Annotated in this window: 13 protein-coding genes and 2 tRNA genes; 11 read left to right on the forward strand and 4 right to left on the reverse strand. The window is 42.7% G+C overall.

The window, feature by feature from the left end; translation table 11 throughout:
* Positions 1-3: 3 nt before the first annotated feature.
* Positions 4-80: transfer RNA gene (locus ACI2IW_RS03500), tRNA-Asp, on the forward strand.
* A 323-nt stretch (positions 81-403) separates the two neighbouring features.
* Here ACI2IW_RS03500 and ACI2IW_RS03505 read toward each other — a convergent pair.
* A complete protein-coding gene (locus tag ACI2IW_RS03505; RefSeq protein ID WP_404692659.1) occupies positions 404-1753 on the reverse strand; it encodes a rhodanese-like domain-containing protein in 1350 nt (449 codons plus the stop codon).
* Positions 1754-2132: 379 nt separating this feature from the next.
* Between ACI2IW_RS03505 and ACI2IW_RS03510 the strand changes: the two genes are divergently transcribed.
* The 5 genes from ACI2IW_RS03510 (at position 2133) to ACI2IW_RS03530 (ending at position 6025) form a co-directional block, all read left to right on the forward strand.
* On the forward strand, positions 2133-2894 hold the full coding sequence (locus ACI2IW_RS03510; RefSeq protein ID WP_341609661.1) for a hypothetical protein: 762 nt from the start codon (positions 2133-2135) through the stop codon (positions 2892-2894).
* Between the two features lie 172 nt (positions 2895-3066).
* Positions 3067-3429, forward strand: a complete 363-nt coding sequence (locus tag ACI2IW_RS03515; RefSeq protein WP_404692660.1) for an ArsR/SmtB family transcription factor — start codon at positions 3067-3069, stop codon at positions 3427-3429.
* 44 nt (positions 3430-3473) lie between these two features.
* Positions 3474-3881: an arsenate reductase (glutaredoxin) gene (gene arsC, locus ACI2IW_RS03520; protein WP_404692661.1), complete on the forward strand. Its 408-nt coding sequence runs from the start codon at positions 3474-3476 to the stop codon at positions 3879-3881.
* Positions 3868-4641 (forward strand): arsenical resistance protein ArsH, encoded by a 774-nt coding sequence (gene arsH, locus ACI2IW_RS03525; RefSeq protein WP_404692662.1) that lies wholly within the window; start codon positions 3868-3870, stop codon positions 4639-4641. The genes arsC and arsH overlap by 14 nt, the downstream gene beginning before the upstream one ends.
* 67 nt (positions 4642-4708) lie before the next feature.
* Positions 4709-6025: an arsenic transporter gene (locus tag ACI2IW_RS03530; protein ID WP_404692663.1), complete on the forward strand. Its 1317-nt coding sequence runs from the start codon at positions 4709-4711 to the stop codon at positions 6023-6025.
* A gap of 563 nt (positions 6026-6588) precedes the next feature.
* Here ACI2IW_RS03530 and ACI2IW_RS03535 read toward each other — a convergent pair.
* Both ACI2IW_RS03535 and ACI2IW_RS03540 read right to left on the reverse strand, forming a co-directional pair.
* Positions 6589-6664: transfer RNA gene (locus tag ACI2IW_RS03535), tRNA-Asn, on the reverse strand.
* Between the two features lie 256 nt (positions 6665-6920).
* A complete protein-coding gene (locus ACI2IW_RS03540) occupies positions 6921-8123 on the reverse strand; it encodes a pyridoxal phosphate-dependent aminotransferase (RefSeq protein WP_404692664.1) in 1203 nt (400 codons plus the stop codon).
* A 614-nt stretch (positions 8124-8737) separates the two neighbouring features.
* Here ACI2IW_RS03540 and ACI2IW_RS03545 point away from each other — a divergent pair.
* From ACI2IW_RS03545 to ACI2IW_RS03560, 4 genes are all read left to right on the forward strand, one after another.
* Positions 8738-9475, forward strand: a complete 738-nt coding sequence (locus ACI2IW_RS03545; RefSeq protein ID WP_404692665.1) for an SDR family NAD(P)-dependent oxidoreductase — start codon at positions 8738-8740, stop codon at positions 9473-9475.
* 62 nt (positions 9476-9537) lie between these two features.
* The gene (locus tag ACI2IW_RS03550) at positions 9538-11274 is read left to right on the forward strand and encodes an NAD(P)/FAD-dependent oxidoreductase (protein WP_404692666.1); all 1737 of its coding nucleotides are present in this window, start codon (positions 9538-9540) and stop codon (positions 11272-11274) included.
* 84 nt (positions 11275-11358) lie between these two features.
* Positions 11359-12372 (forward strand): DUF1365 domain-containing protein, encoded by a 1014-nt coding sequence (locus ACI2IW_RS03555; RefSeq protein WP_404692667.1) that lies wholly within the window; start codon positions 11359-11361, stop codon positions 12370-12372.
* Between the two features lie 115 nt (positions 12373-12487).
* Positions 12488-13942 carry a class I SAM-dependent methyltransferase gene (locus ACI2IW_RS03560; RefSeq protein WP_404692668.1) on the forward strand — a complete coding sequence of 485 codons (1455 nt, stop codon included), beginning with the start codon at positions 12488-12490 and terminating at the stop codon, positions 13940-13942.
* Between the two features lie 131 nt (positions 13943-14073).
* On the opposite strand, the gene ACI2IW_RS03565 is transcribed toward ACI2IW_RS03560, so the two are convergent.
* Positions 14074-15246: an MFS transporter gene (locus tag ACI2IW_RS03565; RefSeq protein ID WP_404692669.1), complete on the reverse strand. Its 1173-nt coding sequence runs from the start codon at positions 15244-15246 to the stop codon at positions 14074-14076.
* Positions 15247-15351: 105 nt separating this feature from the next.
* Here ACI2IW_RS03565 and ACI2IW_RS03570 point away from each other — a divergent pair, with 105 nt between their 5' ends.
* The gene (locus ACI2IW_RS03570; protein ID WP_404692670.1) at positions 15352-16257 is read left to right on the forward strand and encodes a LysR family transcriptional regulator; all 906 of its coding nucleotides are present in this window, start codon (positions 15352-15354) and stop codon (positions 16255-16257) included.
* Positions 16258-16269 lie beyond the last annotated feature (12 nt).

Below are 16269 nucleotides of genomic sequence, written 5' to 3' on the forward strand. Positions count from 1 at the left end.
TAAGCAGCGGTAGTTCAGTTGGTTAGAATACCGGCCTGTCACGCCGGGGGTCGCGGGTTCGAGTCCCGTCCGCTGCGCCATATTTAAAACGAATTTAGACTTTCGAGTTTAAGCAAGTTTCGCCTCAAGCATTAGATTGTTTGGGGTTTTTTTGTGTCTGTTTTTTATGTATCTATGTTCTATGAGTGATAAGTCAGGTAAGGAAGTACAGTAAAAGTCAGCTAAAAGGTAAACCCTTCTTTTATATCAGTCTTATATTGAATAAAAGAAGGGTCGTTGTCGTATTCATCTTAGGTGTAGCATGTCTTAGTTACAGCACTTTAAAATGCCTTTGCTTAAAACGCATTATCCAGAATCTATGACGCGTTTTAGATAGTTGTAGATTTTAGTTAAAGGTAAAGAGTTATTCATGCGTTGCTTGCCATGCGCCCATCGACCCTAGATATATATCAATGTGCTCAAAACTTCGGCTAGCAAGCCACCCTGCTGCTATTGTTGCCCGAGCACCACTGGCACACATCAAGGTATAGTGGCGACTTTGGTCAAGCTCATGCCAACGCTCGTTCAGGTGTCCAACATAGATATGCTGTGAGCCTTCAATCGCACTAGTATTCCTCTCATCGATATCGCGTACATCGAGCAATGTCCAGTTCTGAGAATTATTAAGGCGACTCTCTACCTCGGTTGTATCGATCATAGGGGTTTGCTGCATCTGTTCCCCTTTGGCAGCCGCAGGGACGACACCCACATAGCCACCGACAATATTATCAAAAGCAATACGTACCAGATGCTCCATTGCAGTTGCCAGTTGATCTTCATCAGAGGCAATCAGTGCCAAGCTTTGTCCCTCCTCGATAAACCATCCAGCAAACGCAGGTAGCATGTTGACAGGTAAGCTCATAGAACCGGGCAGGTGTCCTGACGCATACGCCATTGGTTCACGAATATCGATGAGATGATCAGCATCGCAGTCATTTAGCTGTTTAAGCGAAAGGTTACGCGGACGCATAACGACTGGAGGCGCTTCACCACCTTCCATATTAAGGCGCTCCATCAATCTGAAGTAGGGTGGTTGATAATGGTTTTCGCTAGTCTTGAAATCAATGAATGTCTCACGATTGGTAATCTGTAAACGTGGATTGTTCATTCTTTCGTGACCGACGGTAGAAAACTCTCGCTCCGCCATGCCTGATCCACAGATGGAGCCTGCACCATGAGCTGGATAAATAATCGCCTGATCACCGAGCGCTAAAATGTCTTGTAATGAGTCATAAAGTAAACCTGCAACTTCTCTACGACGATTGGGATAGAAGTCAGTACGACCGACATCACCTACAAAGAGCGCATCCCCAGTAAAAACGCCAACCGCCTTGTCTGGATACGCCGTGTCAAACAGCGCATAAGCAAGATGATCATCAGTATGACCAGGCGTTTCTAAGACATGGATTTCTAATTGGCCAATTGAAAAGCAATCACCATTACGTGCGGTCTCAGCGTAGACAACAGGTTGTTCTGGATTAGGTCCATGCAAAACGGTTGCCCCTGTCATTGCGGCCAAGATAGGTGCTCCAGAAACCAAATCCTCATTACGATGTGTCTCAAAAATATGAGTAATCTCAAGTCCTGCTGCACGCGCCCTTTCTACATATATCGCGCAGTCACGACGTGGGTCAATTACCGCTGCTTGACCGCCAGAGCCTACCAAATAGGATAAGTGCGAAAGTCCAGGTGTCTTAATTTTCTCTAGTAGCATGGTCATTTCCTTATTGTTGTTTTAATCATAATAGTTATTTTAATCAGGTTAATTGGCAGTACAGAGCGAGAGCTACCAGCCAAATTTAGTTTTACTGTGCATAAACTTGTATTCAATCTAGCATGAACTTATAAGTGTCATCAATATACAATAACATATATTAAACTTGTTATTTACATAAGGCCAAACGTAGAAGGCTTTAGGTTGAGAAGGTTAAGAAATGCTCACTTTTACCATTAGATTTCTTGGCTTTTTTATCTTTACGCATTTTATTGAAAGGCTAGGTGAGGCAACTTTACAAAGATTGTTTTTTAAGGTTGGTCTGTTCTAAGTTTCTATATAATGATGTTAATCAGTTAGAAAAATTGAGTAATAAAATATGAAGAAAGAATATATGTGGTTATGCGATTCAGTATTAGATTGGCCTGCAACAATAGAGAGCTATAGTTATACGAACGAAGCAGATCATCTGAGAGCATACGATCTTTGGAATCATGCTGACTTAATTTTGACAGGGAATGCAAATGAGTTTAATCGAGTAGATGTTGTTTCTAACTTAAAGCGCTGTCTCAATCAAAGACTAAAGTTTATAGAACACGTATATTCGCTCAAAAAAATTGCTTTATCTGATTCACCAAAAGGATATCTAGAATATTTAGAGTCTTTAGGCTTAGTTCGACCTTATATGTTAAAACAGATGATGATTATTAGAAATGACATTGAACATAATGATGCTCTACCGCCTAATATTGAACGTTGTAGAGAATTATTGGATTTAACTTGGTATTTCTTAAAATCCACGGATAATTTTATTTTTTGGTATAAAAATAATTTTACATTGAGTTATTTAACAGATGAAGGCGAGGAAACTCAATATTGGTTAATTTTTAGTATTAATTTTAAGCTAGATCATGCAATAAAAATTAATGGTTGGATTCCTAAAGTGTTACTCAGCGAGGAGGAAAAGCAGGGCTATACGTTAATTGAGTTAAAGGATTTTGGTTTTAAAAAAGAGCATTCGAAAAGATCTGAAAATCATATGGATAAGCTAGATAATGATTTTTGGATAAATGGTAGCCTCAAACCATCAGAGAAGGTTAGACTCAAAGTGGTTAAGCATTGTCTTCACGCGAACATGTAATATAGCTACTTGAGCATACGTAGTAATTAATCTTATGTTAGTAAGTATTAGCATCAACTGCTTAGAAAATATATTTATCGTCGCATTTTTACTAAGTTTTGACACTTAAAATAAGCGAAAAAACCGTTCAAAAAACATTGAATTATTTTAATATGTCTGTATTATTGGACATATGGAAATAACTAATGCTATCGCAAGCTTTGCTGCGCTCTCTCAAGATACTCGTTTAAAGGCTTTTAAGCTGCTAGTCAGCCATGAGCCTGAAGGCCTACCTGCGGGTGAAATAGCCCGTCAGCTCTCTGTTCCTCATAACACAATGTCAGCCCACTTATCGGTGCTAGCACGGGCAGGATGGGTGGTCTCACAGCGTCATAGCCGACAGATTATCTATCGTGCTTCGCTATCACATATGGATAACGTCATTCAGTTTCTGTTGCAAGATTGCTGTGCGGGACATCCAGAATTGTGTGCGTCACTCATGGATAGCCTGAGTGGCTGCAGAGTAAATGAGTCTGCTGAGCAAGGTAATAATTAAACCAATTATCAATTCAATAAATACATAAAATAGGTGTAAACACTATGAAGCCATTAATCTTTCATAATCCTAAATGCGGAACCTCTCGTAACACACTTGCCATTATTAAAGCGTCGGGTGAAGAGCTAGAAGTGGTGGAATATCTGAAAAATACACCAACGCGCGACCGCTTAGTTGAGCTATTGGCACAAATGCAGATTTCGCCTAGAGAGTTATTAAGAAGCAAAGAAGCTATCAATGATGAGCTTGGTTTAGATAATCCTGAGTTGTCTGACGATCAAATTATCGATGCCATGATTGCGCATCCTATTTTAATCAATCGTCCTATCGTAGTGACTGATAAAGGCGCTGCTCTATGCCGTCCTTCTGAACGTGTGTTTGAATTGCTAGCCAATCCAGTAAGTAGCTTCACAAAAGAAGACGGCGAGGTTGTTACTCATGATAAACACTGAGGTTGACCAAACATTAGCAGTTGATCCTACTGTTTCGCCAGAATTTAGCTTAGACGATTTACCCAATATTGATGTAGATAATCTTCAGCCTATCGACATTGATTCTTTGGTTGCGCCAAATGACTCACGTCATCCACCGAAAATATTAGTGCTATACGGTTCTGTCCGTGCACGCTCGTTTTCTAGATTGGCTGCTGAAGAGTCTAGCCGATTGCTACGTTGGTATGGTTGTGAAGTAGAAATGTTTGATCCATCCGGCTTGCCGTTGCCTGACGATGTAGACTCAGACCATCCCAAAGTGCAAGAATTGCGGGAGCTGGCGCAGTGGTCAGAAGGCATGCTGTGGGTCAGTCCAGAGCGTCACGGCAGTATCACCAGTATCATGAAAGCGCAAATCGACTGGATACCGCTGTCCCTAGGTGGCGTACGTCCAACTCAAGGTAAAACCCTAGCACTGATGCAAGTCAGCGGCGGTAGTCAGAGCTTCAATACAGTCAATCAAATGCGTATTCTCGGGCGCTGGATGCGGATGATTACTATCCCCAACCAATCTTCGATACCCAAAGCGTTCTTAGAGTTCAACGACGACAATCGTATGGATATGTCTCCGTTATATCTGCGTCTTGTCGATGTTTGTGAGGAGCTAGTGAAGTTTACTTGGCTCACACGCGGACGTTCAGATTATCTCACTGATCGTTATTCAGAACGCGTTGAGAGTGCTGAAGAACTATCGAGCCGCGTTAATCAAAAATCGATCTAACCTCCTAATCGATCTAATTTCCTATATTAAATCGGCTGAATAAAATCAGCTTAAGTAAGGTTGTACAATGCTTGCATTTGCTATTTTTGTGGTCACTTTAGTCTTAGTTATATGGCAACCTAAAGGATTGGGTATCGGCTGGAGCGCCATGGGTGGTGCCTTAGTCGCGTTAGCGCTTGGCGTCGTGCAGCTATCAGATGTGGGTATCGTCTGGGATATTGTTTGGGATGCGACCTTTACTTTTGTGGCGTTGATTATCATCTCGCTTATCTTAGATCGGGCAGGGTTTTTTGGCTGGGCTGCATTACACGTAGCACGCCTTGGCAATGGGCAAGGGCGTTTGTTGTTTCCGATGATTGTCGTATTGGGCGCCTTTATTTCTGCCTTTTTTGCCAATGATGGTGCTGCGCTATTACTAACTCCGATCGTCATCGCTATCTTGCTGCGTCTGAAATTTTCGCCACCATCAGCTCTGGCATTTATCATAGCCACTGGTTTTATCGCTGATACGGCAAGCCTGCCATTGGTTACCTCAAATCTAGTCAATATCGTCAGTGCCAATTATTTTGACATAGGCTTTGGTCGTTATGCGGCGGTGATGGTACCAGTCAATATAGTGTCTGTATTAGCGACGCTACTGGTATTGTGGATTGTCTATGCACGTCATATTCCAAAAACTTACTCGACTAGTGAGCTAAGCGCTCCAGAGTCTGCTATTACCGATCCATTGGTGTTTCGAGCTGCTTTTCCACTATTAGGTTTGCTACTGGTCGCCTATTTTGCGACTGAGCCGTTGGGGCTACCTATTTCACTGGTCACGGGTATCGCTGCTGTTGCGCTAATGGCAATCGCTGGCCGCATATGGCAGGGCGGTCGCGGTGCGGTGGTCTCTGTGAGCGATGTAGTACGTAAAGCGCCTTGGCAAATCGTACTATTTTCAATTAGTATGTATCTGGTGGTATATGGTTTAGGTAATGCGGGGCTTACGGCCTATGGTGCGCAAGTACTCAACTGGTTGGGTCAACAAGGCCCAGTCATTGCTACCGTTGGAACTGGGTTTTTATCAGCGATAGTCGCTTCTGTTATGAATAATATGCCAGCAACCCTAGTCGGCGCGCTTGCGATTGATCAAGCACAAGTGCCTGCTGCAACGCGAGAGCTAATGATTTATGCCAACGTCATTGGTAATGATTTGGGACCTAAATTTACGCCGATTGGTAGTCTGGCTACTTTACTATGGCTACATGTATTGGCAGAGAAGGACTACAAAATTAGCTGGGGACAGTACATAAAGATTGGTCTACTGATCACGCCGCCTGTGTTGTTAGTGACATTGTTGGCATTGGTATTCTGGTTGCCAATGCTAACAATGTTGCCAAGCTAAGCTAGCCAATAGAGAACTTGCTACAGTAATGTTTTATCGTGACTATGATATTCATTTTTAAATATCATGGTCATAATCAAGTATGAAATAAAGTAGTGATTAGCGCTTATCAAAGCGGCAAAATAGATAAACAATATTAGGGTCTGTTGAACATTCAAATATTAGGACTGCTGATCGCGAAAATCGCATCAAACTAGGCGTAAACCGACGATAATGTCGAGACCTTAACTAGGCTTGCAACAACGTTTGAGGTGATTCTAGCATCAGCCTTGAGAACGGATCGAGTAAAGCACTGCTTTGCCCGTTTGCAAGACGAGAGCTGTGCTCGAGTGGAGGGCAGGGCTACTTTTTGCCAATACATGGCGAAATTGTCTAACCTAGAACGACTAGGCGTCAAAAATTTCACTGCGTATTGTCTAAAAAATAGTCACTGCCAGTACCACATTTGAATGTTCAACAGACCTTAAATGATACGCATAAAAAAACCCTCATCAAATTGATGAGGGTTTTGGCAAATGCCATAATTGAATCAAAGTTGACTCAAGAAATTTACTACTAAAATGTGGCTCTCCAACCTGGGCTCGAACCAGGGACACACGGATTAACAGTCCGTTGCTCTACCAACTGAGCTATTGGAGAATAGGCTGTAAGTGTTTAATCGCTTACAACGAGCCTTAGAAGTCTCTAACGAGTTCTTGCTAAGTGGGGCGTATTCTAGCAAAGTTAAAAAATACGTCAAGCCTTTTTTTGCATAATTAGTAAAAATTATCATTTTAATGACGAGATAGCGTGTTTTTCCTAGTTATACCTAAGACTCTCGTAAAAAAAGACGTCCTATAGTGTATATAGGGCGTCTTTTTTATGAACAGCGGTAAGACTCGTTGCTCTTTACGATTTATTCAGCAACGTCCAAATCAGCCACTGCTTTTTCGATACGTGATAGGGCATCTTTCAACGTTGCTTCATCAGTAGCGTACGAGATACGCATATAGCCGCCAAGACCGAATGCATCGCCAGGTACAACTGCCACGCCTACTTTGTCCAATAACCATGCTGAGAATTCAGTACATGACGACAGGCCAGCCGCTTTGATTAGCGGTACGATATTTGGATAGACATAAAATGCGCCATCAGGACGTAGGCAAGTAATGCCTTTGATGGCATTTAGACCATCTACGACTAGGTCACAGCGCTTCTCAAAGGCGGCTACCATCGGCTCTAGTACGCTCTGATCACCACTGATAGCGGCTTCCGCTGCCACTTGGCTGATTGACGTCGGGCATGAAGTAGACTGTGACTGTACCTTTTTCATCGCGCCGATTAGCTTAGCAGGGCCACCCGCATAGCCGATACGCCAGCCTGTCATCGCATACGCTTTAGACACACCGTTCAAGATGATAGCGCGATCTTTTAGTTCAGGTGCCGCGTTTAAGATATTGTAGAACTTATCGCCTGTCCAGCGGATATGCTCGTACATATCGTCTGAAGCTACATAGACTTGTGGATACTTTTTCAATACTTCAGCGATGGCCTTTAGCTCATCTAATGTATAAATCATACCCGTTGGGTTAGATGGGCTGTTTAATACCAATAGTTTAGTCTTGTCAGTGATCGCTTCTTCTAGCTGCTCAGGAGTGATTTTGAAGTCTTGCTCAGCTGGGCATTTGACGATGACTGGCACGCCTTCTGCGATGATAACCATGTCAGGATAGCTGACCCAATATGGTGCTGGGATGATGACTTCATCGCCAGGATTGATAAACGCCTGGGCAAGGTTAAAGAATGACTGCTTCCCACCGACCGATACTAGGATTTCATTTGGCTCATAGCTGATGTCGTTGTCGCGCTTGAATTTCTCGATGATGGCTGTTTTTAGCTCTGGCGTACCATCGACAGCCGTATATTTAGTGAAGCCATCATTGATTGCATCGATTGCTGCTTTTTTGATGTGTTCAGGGGTATCAAAATCAGGTTCACCAGCGCCCAAACCGATAATGTCTTTACCAGCTGCTTTTAGCTCTTTGGCTTTATTGGTAATCGCTAGCGTAGGTGATGGTTGGATGTTGTTGACGCGGTCAGACAGTTGCAACTCGCTCATGAGAGATCCTTTTTTATATGAGGGTGGGGTTGGTGGAAATCTGATATTAATTATATAACGTTTTCATTGCTATCAGGACAAGATGTCAGATAGTTTAAGAAAAGATAGCATCATCTTACCGTGATACGGTGCTCATTCGACTATAGACGATGGTGATGATGCTTCGGCAAACGACGCGATTGCTAGTTTTTGCATTAGTTTTTGCATTAGTTTTTGCATTAGTTTTTGCATTAGTTTTTGCATTAGTTTTTGCATTGTAGCATGCTGATATTGAGCTGTCTTATGACCCTAGTAACAGAATATTGTGTTGTCGCTTGTGATAGCAGTATCCTTGTGGAAATGACAAACAACACGCTGAGATTAAGCTTGAGCCCAGACGATTGCGAAGACACAACAATAAACCTGTAGCCGACCACTATAATTATTTAGATTTGTTAAATAAAATGGCTTATAGCTTAATGAAATGCGACCAATGATATTTGTGAATAATAATAACAATAATAGCTAGCTGTTATCAAAAATCTAAATTTTCATTAAGCAATCAGTTTAAGAGCATTAATTCCATATTATGAAAATACTTAAAAAGATAAGAATACTCAAAAAGGATATTTACGATGACAGATTCTACTGAAAAATTACATATTCTCATTACTGGGGCGACGTCAGGCATTGGCAAGCAGTTGGCAAAAGACTATCTGCTAGCAGATCATCATGTATATGCAGTTGGCCGTAACGACGAAGCGTTGGCTGAACTTCAGGCGTTAGGCGCAGAAACGATTGATTTAGACCTCATGGATCGAGAAAAGGTCATCGAAGCTTTTGAAAAAATCGACAATGTCGATCTAGCGATTTGCGGTGCTGGCATGTGCGAGTACTTAGATATGCCGAACTTTGATAGCAGTGTCTTTATGAAAGTCATGTCGGTCAATATGGGTACGTTGTCTCATGCGATCGAAGGAGTGCTGCCAAAGCTAATCGCTTCAAAAGGTCGCTTGGTCGGTATCGGTTCAGCGTCTGCTTATGTGCCTTTTGCGCGAGCTGAGGCCTATGGTAGCTCAAAAGCTGCTATCCATTATCTAATGAAGACCCTACAGATTAGCCTTGCTCCGCATGATGTTTCAGTCAGCTTAGTTGTACCTGGTTTTGTTGAGACACCGATGACCAAACAGAATGACTTTCCGATGCCATTTATCCAGACGCCAGCGCAGGCCAGTCAGGCTATACGCGACGGTATCGAAAGCGGGCATGATGTGATTGAATTTCCAAAGAAATTGACTATGCCATTAAAGGCATTAGGTACGTTGCCTGATTTGATCTGGCAGCAAGTTAGCGAAAAACTCAATAAAAAATAATCTACTATTAATAGAACTCTCAGCCATCATATCGACAGAAAAATACAGAAGGGAATGCTTTTATGCCGTTTACTCGTTTCAAGCGTGCAAGTAACCAAAAGAATGCTACCGATGCTACAACAGATTCTGACCATCAAACTACCCCAAAACGTATCGCTATCATTGGCTCAGGTGTATCAGGACTGACATGCGCCCATTATCTAGGTACGCAACATGATGTGACGGTGTTTGAAGCCAATGATTATATCGGCGGACATGTAAATACGATTGACGTGGCACTACAGGACGGTAAAAAAGCAAAGAGTAGCAATGTAGAGAGTAGTGCGATAGATACAGGGTTCATTGTTTTTAATGAGCGCACATACGCGAACTTTTTTCGTTTGCTTCATGAGTTGCAGGTGCCGTTTCAGGCGACGGATATGAGCTTTTCTGTCAAAAACACTGCACGTCATTTTGAATACAATGGTCATACGCTCAACACTTTATTATCACAGCGTAAAAATGTACTCAATCCAAAATTTTGGCAATTCATCAAGGATATCTTACAGTTTAATAAGCATATCAAACAGCTACGCCAAGATTATGATAGCGCGCGCGCCCAAGGACAAGATGTCAGTAGCTTTGCAGAACAAACGCTCGGTGGTTACTTAGCACAAAAGAAATACGGTCAGCTATTTACCGATAACTATCTACTGCCAATGGTCTCGGCTATTTGGTCAACCAGTCTAGATGAAGTGCAAGAATTTCCTTTGGTGTTTTTTGCACAATTCTTTGACAACCACGGGTTACTGGATGTGGTCAACCGTCCGCAGTGGTTTACGATAAAAGGCGGCTCAAAGCAGTACGTCAATAAATTGATTCCGCGCTTTATCAAAGCGGGTGGCAAGATACGAGTCAATAGCCCAGTACAGTCTGTAGTGCGTGATGGTGAGCAAGTGACTTTGACGGTACAGAATGCTTTGACAGTGCAGGATAAAGGTAACTCTGACAACCGTAGCGAAAATCTTGTATTCGATGAAGTTATATTTGCTTGTGATGCAGATACCGCATTAAAGATTTTAAAGGATGCGAGCACCGATGAATCTGAAGTGCTAGGTCATTTCCGCTTTACCAAAAACACGGCTGTACTGCACACCGATACCAGTGTTTTACCTAAGAAACCACTGGCATGGGCAAGCTGGAATTACTTAATAGATGAAACAGTTTCAGGCAGTGTTAAGGATGAGCAAGCGTCTGGAAACGCACAGGTACCTACAAAGCCAGTGCTGACTTATCATATGAATATCCTGCAACGCCTGACCAAAAAACACAATTATTTGGTCACATTAAATCCAGCTATAGACAACAAAAGCGTCGATGATAAGCAGATAATTAAGAGCATCGATTATAGTCATCCAGTGTTCGATCTTGCGATGATTGAGGCGCAGACTAAATGGTCGAGTATCTCGGGTAACGGTTCGCACACGCATTTCTGCGGGGCTTATTGGTTTAATGGCTTTCATGAAGATGGCGTACGCAGTGGATTACGCGTCTGTCAGGCGCTTGGTCTTGATATTGATATAAAAGACGAGGTTGATCCAGCTCATTTACCTGACGCTGATAGCGCGCATACGCCGTTTCGTTATAAAGACTTGCCTATAAAAGCGGATATCAAATTACGCAGACTGAACAAGCGTGAAGTAACCACAGCGACAACCAATCAGGAGCTGGTTGAGTATGCTGATCGTTTACAGAGTTCAACTGCTGATACGAGCCAATATAAGAAGCGTGGCTTATTCGGTCGCCGTAAAACCAAATAATATGACGATTAATGCTGTTATGTATTCTAAGTGTTTTGAAATATTCGCCATATAAAAAGTACGCCGTTACCCAAGAGACTATTTATGACCACGTCCGCTCAAGATACCCATGCTATGCCAAGTCATGAGTATTCTTATGATACCACTGCATTGCCGCATCAGCTATTTGAGGGTACGACATGGCACAGTCGGCTGTTACCTAGTGTAAATAAATTCGTTTACCCTTATCGCTATTGGGGCGTTAATATTAGTGCGCTGGCGGCAGGACAGGAACTTCCTGAAATTAACACGGCGTCATTTGATGAGAGTAAGTTTTTAGAAAAATTACCATTACGTAAAGTATTACCGAAAAAGCTGCTAGCGAAAGGTCTACCTCTATTTTCAGCAAAGAAAAAGGCGCTACAACGATTCTGTGCTGATGACTATCTACAGTATACTGACCTACAGAGTAATAATAGCCTAAGCAATGATAAAAAACATGATAGTAGTACACAGTCTATTCAAGCACTAGAAAAACGTCTAAGCCAAGCATTTGAAAAACATGCAGGGAGCGCGCCTGAAGGCGATATTTTGGGATTACTTGTCTGCCGTAATGTGGGCATGTACTTTAGCCCAGTTAACTTTTACTTGGGGTTTGATGCACAGCAGACGCCAACTCATCTGCTGGCTGAAGTGTCTAATACGCCATGGGACAAGCGTCATTACTACGGGTTTTTGTTAGAAGGAGAGGATACTGAGTTCTGTCATGACAAGGACTTTCACGTATCACCTTTTAACCCTATCGATCAGCTGTACCGCTGGCAGGTTACGGTAAAACGTATAAAGACAGACGAGCAACTTAATACTGGCCTACAAGTGCGTATCGCTATCAACATTAGCGATGAGCGCGGTGAAGTGCTAAAAACTGGTATAAAGATATCAGGGGTGCTAATGACAGAAGATGCTGTTCGTCATAGCTTGCGAAAAAACCCATTGATGAATATAACGTCCTTAACCCGTATTTATTGGCACGCGTTTAAGCTCTATGCGATTAAAAAGGTGCCATATATCAACTACGATGAAAAATTGGCCGACAGTCAACAGAAAGATAATGGTTAAAAAGACTTCTTATAGTTCCAGCAATTTTTAAATATCAACAATCCAAAAATCTAATCAATGTAATACTAAAAATGAACCACTAAAAATAAAGCATTTAAACAAGGATAAATACACGATGCCAGCACGACCGACCGATCGAGCACCAGTCACAAAAATAGAAAAATTAACTGCTCGTGTGAGCAAAGTAGTTAATGAAAGCGCGGTACTACAGCCAGTCAGCAATAGTGTGAATAACTTAGCGAGAAAGCTTATCTTTCGTGCGCTACAGCATATACAGTTTGGTAGCCTCACGCTGATTGAAACATTTGACGAGCAGGAACCTAAGACAAGTAGTTTTGGTAAGGTAGCTACTAATGACGCTAGTAGCTCGGCGGTTGGTCGCCATTCGCTACACGTGACATTACAGATTCATGATTCTGCTGTCTATCGTCAGCTATTACTTGGTGGCTCTATCGCGCTAGCAGACAGCTATATCGATGGTGAATGGGATACGGATGATCTAACAGGTTTGATTCGTTTGGCAGCTCGTAACTTAGCAGTGCTCAATAAACTAGAGGATCGTTTTGCTGGTATTAGTAAAGCCTTTGAAAAAGCGAAGCATCAGCTACGTAGCAATGACAAATCTGGCTCCAAATCCAATATCCTAGCGCATTATGATTTGGGCAATGACATGTATGAGCGATTTTTGGACGATACGATGATGTACTCATCAGCAGTCTATCCGACGCCTGATGTGACGCTTAGCGATGCACAACAGCACAAACTGTCGCTTATATGCCAACGTTTACAGCTTAGTGCTGATGATAATGTGATTGAAATTGGTACAGGGTGGGGCGGTTTTGCTATCTTTGCGGCCAAGCACTACGGCTGTCATGTGACCACCACGACTATCTCTGATGCCCAGTATGATGAGGCACAGCGACGAGTTGAGGCGGCAGGTCTGTCTGACAAAATCACGCTACTCAAACAAGATTACCGCGAGCTGACAGGTCAATATGACAAGTTAGTCAGTATCGAGATGATTGAAGCGGTGGGGCATGAGTATTTACCGACTTTCTTTGCCAAGTGTAATAGCTTACTCAAGCCGACAGGTCTTATGGTATTGCAGGCCATCACTTTTAATGATCAGAATTATCAAGACTATATCGACTCGGTTGATTTTATCCAAACGCATATTTTCCCAGGTGGTTGTCTGCTCTCAAACCAAGAGCTGACGACACAATTTACTGAACAGACCGATATGGTCGTCAAACAATTGCATGATTATGGCTTTGATTATGCGTACACGCTGCGTGACTGGCGTGCTGCATTTATAGCGCAGCGTGCAGAGATTCAAGCGCTTGGCTATGACGATGCCTTTATCCGCTTATGGGAGTTTTACTTTTGCTATTGCGAAGGTGGTTTTTTGGAGCGCACGATCGGTGTGGTACAAGTTACTGCGGTGAAGCCTAACAACATTGATACGCTACATTTTTCTGATTTGCCATCTGCCGTCTTAAATCATAAAACGGTTTTGAACGATGAGACAGCCTTTAGTGAAGAAGATACGTCAGACACAGCACCAGTATAAGTTAGGTGATATAGATATGGTTTGTTCATAACATTCATAGGGTCTCATACTGCATAAACAGTTTGAGACCCATATGTTGAGAGGTTGTACATTGAAAAGCTCTACATCGAAAGGTTGTATATTGAAAAGCTCTACGATGCTTGCAGGGCACGCTTATCACGTAGACCTGAGTAGCGTGTGACCGCTAACGCCATTAGAGAAATAACAGCGCCGATCCAAGCTGTGTCTTGCAATGACATATTTTCAACCACGCTACCACCGATGATTGAGCCTAATGCAATACCGATATTGAATGCAGCAATATTCAATCCAGAAGCGACATCGACAGCGTTCGGCGTATATTTTTCAGCTTGTTTGACCACGTAGATCTGTAGGCCTGGTACATTACCAAAGGCGAACGCACCCCATACCAGAATAGTCAGCACTGCGGCAATCTTGGACTGCATAGTAAAGGTGAACAGTAAAAGAATGACACTTAAGGCGCTGAATATAATGCTAAGCGCACTAATAGGGCCACGTTTATCTGCAAGTTTTCCGCCCCAGATATTACCGATTGCAACGGACATGCCATATACGAGCATGATGAGACCAATGGCTGATGGCGCAAATTTGGTCTGCTGCTCTAAGATAGGTGCTAGGTAGGTAAACGCCGTAAACGTACCGCCATAGCCAAGAATAGTCATTAGATAAACCAGCAGTAGTTGTGGTTTTACAATGACTTGTAATTGCTCTTTGAACGTTGCAGGGATAGATTTTTTTAGGTTTTTTGGTACCAATATGGCGCTACCAATTAAAGCAATTAAACCCAGTACTGAGACGACCAAAAACGTAGCGCGCCAACCGAAATGCTGTCCAATCCATGTACCTAAAGGTACGCCAGTGACGAGCGCCACGGTAAGCCCAGTAAACATAATGGCAATTGCGCTGGCTTCTTTTTCTTTACTGACAAGGCTGGTAGCAATCATGGAACCAATAGAGAAAAACACACCATGCGCCAGACCGGTCAAGATACGGGCAAGTATTAAGGTTTCATAACTGGGTGCTTGCCAAGCCAGCAAGTTGCCCAGGACAAACAGACCCATTAGGCTCATCAGTACGATTTTTCGGTTCCAGCGGCCAGTGAGTGCGGTAAGTATAGGGGCACCGATAGCGACACCGACGGCATATAGGCTGACGAGTAACCCTGCGGAAGGTAAACTTACGCCCAGATCGGCGGCAATAGTTGGTACCAATCCAACGATGACAAATTCGGTTGTCCCAATTGCAAATGCGCTTAGAGTAAGCGCCCATAAAGCGAGTGGCATAACGACATCCTAATAATTAAATGATGCGCGTAGTTTGACCGATTTATAGTTTGCAAAAAACAGCACAAATGACAAAATACCTTTGTCAATTTTGTAAAGGTAAACATGATGATGGGACATGCTAAAACAGAAGATATAGAGATATTTTTGACGGTAGTAGATACGGGTAGCTTTACTGGCGCTGCCAACTTGCTGAATCAACAAGTTGCCAAAGTATCTCGTGCGGTATCCAGGCTCGAAGACACGCTGCAATGCACGCTGCTAAATAGAACGACACGGCGCTTGGAGCTGACGGAGGAAGGGCATGTCTTTATAAGATATGCGCGTGAGAGTTTAAATACGTTATATACCGGTGAAGAGGCGCTTAAGCTGTTAAAACAAGCGCCAAGTGGGCATTTACGGATTGACGCCGCGAGCCCGTTTGTCTTTCATCAACTGACGCCATTGGTTGGTGATTTTGTGGCGCAATACCCACACATCACTCTCGACCTTACCTCGCATGACAATATTATTGATTTACTTGAGCACAAGACGGATCTGGCTATCAGAATTGGTGATTTAAAAGACTCAAATCTACATGCGCGTCTATTAGGTAAAAGTAAACTGCGGCTAGTAGCCAGTCCTGAATACTTACACCAGCATGATGAAGTGACTCATATTGATGATTTGAATATTGATGATTTAAGCACTCACAAATTGATTGGCTTTAACGATGCGTCAAAACTAAATAGTTGGCCACTAAAAACACCAGTTAAACTGAATTTCCACATGACAGCCAGTAGCGGCGAGACCTTACGTCAGTTATGTTTGAATCATCAAGGTATTGCTTTATTGTCACATTTTATGATTGGTGAAGATTTGGAATCTGGACAATTGGTTGAAGTATTGCCTGAGGCGATAGTCAGACCAAACAACCGTGAAGCCATACAGGCGGTATATTACAAAAACAGTGCCGTATCTTCGCGTATTTTGGCATTTTTAGACTTTATCCAACCAAGACTAACACTATAACTTTTATCCGTT

This window comes from Psychrobacter sp. NPDC078501, assembly GCF_044900935.1.
GTDB lineage: Bacteria > Pseudomonadota > Gammaproteobacteria > Pseudomonadales > Moraxellaceae > Psychrobacter.

Bases quoted from the DNA above. Each gene is read 5' to 3' on its own strand.
- ACI2IW_RS03505 (WP_404692659.1), bottom strand. From the start codon at position 1,753: ATGCTACTAGAGAAAATTAAGACACCTGGACTTTCGCACTTATCCTAT.
- ACI2IW_RS03510 (WP_341609661.1), top strand. From the start codon at position 2,133: ATGAAGAAAGAATATATGTGGTTATGCGATTCAGTATTAGATTGGCCT.
- ACI2IW_RS03515 (WP_404692660.1), top strand. From the start codon at position 3,067: ATGGAAATAACTAATGCTATCGCAAGCTTTGCTGCGCTCTCTCAAGAT.
- arsC (WP_404692661.1), top strand. From the start codon at position 3,474: ATGAAGCCATTAATCTTTCATAATCCTAAATGCGGAACCTCTCGTAAC.
- arsH (WP_404692662.1), top strand. From the start codon at position 3,868: ATGATAAACACTGAGGTTGACCAAACATTAGCAGTTGATCCTACTGTT.
- ACI2IW_RS03530 (WP_404692663.1), top strand. From the start codon at position 4,709: ATGCTTGCATTTGCTATTTTTGTGGTCACTTTAGTCTTAGTTATATGG.
- ACI2IW_RS03540 (WP_404692664.1), bottom strand. From the start codon at position 8,123: ATGAGCGAGTTGCAACTGTCTGACCGCGTCAACAACATCCAACCATCA.
- ACI2IW_RS03545 (WP_404692665.1), top strand. From the start codon at position 8,738: ATGACAGATTCTACTGAAAAATTACATATTCTCATTACTGGGGCGACG.
- ACI2IW_RS03550 (WP_404692666.1), top strand. From the start codon at position 9,538: ATGCCGTTTACTCGTTTCAAGCGTGCAAGTAACCAAAAGAATGCTACC.
- ACI2IW_RS03555 (WP_404692667.1), top strand. From the start codon at position 11,359: ATGACCACGTCCGCTCAAGATACCCATGCTATGCCAAGTCATGAGTAT.
- ACI2IW_RS03560 (WP_404692668.1), top strand. From the start codon at position 12,488: ATGCCAGCACGACCGACCGATCGAGCACCAGTCACAAAAATAGAAAAA.
- ACI2IW_RS03565 (WP_404692669.1), bottom strand. From the start codon at position 15,246: ATGCCACTCGCTTTATGGGCGCTTACTCTAAGCGCATTTGCAATTGGG.
- ACI2IW_RS03570 (WP_404692670.1), top strand. From the start codon at position 15,352: ATGATGATGGGACATGCTAAAACAGAAGATATAGAGATATTTTTGACG.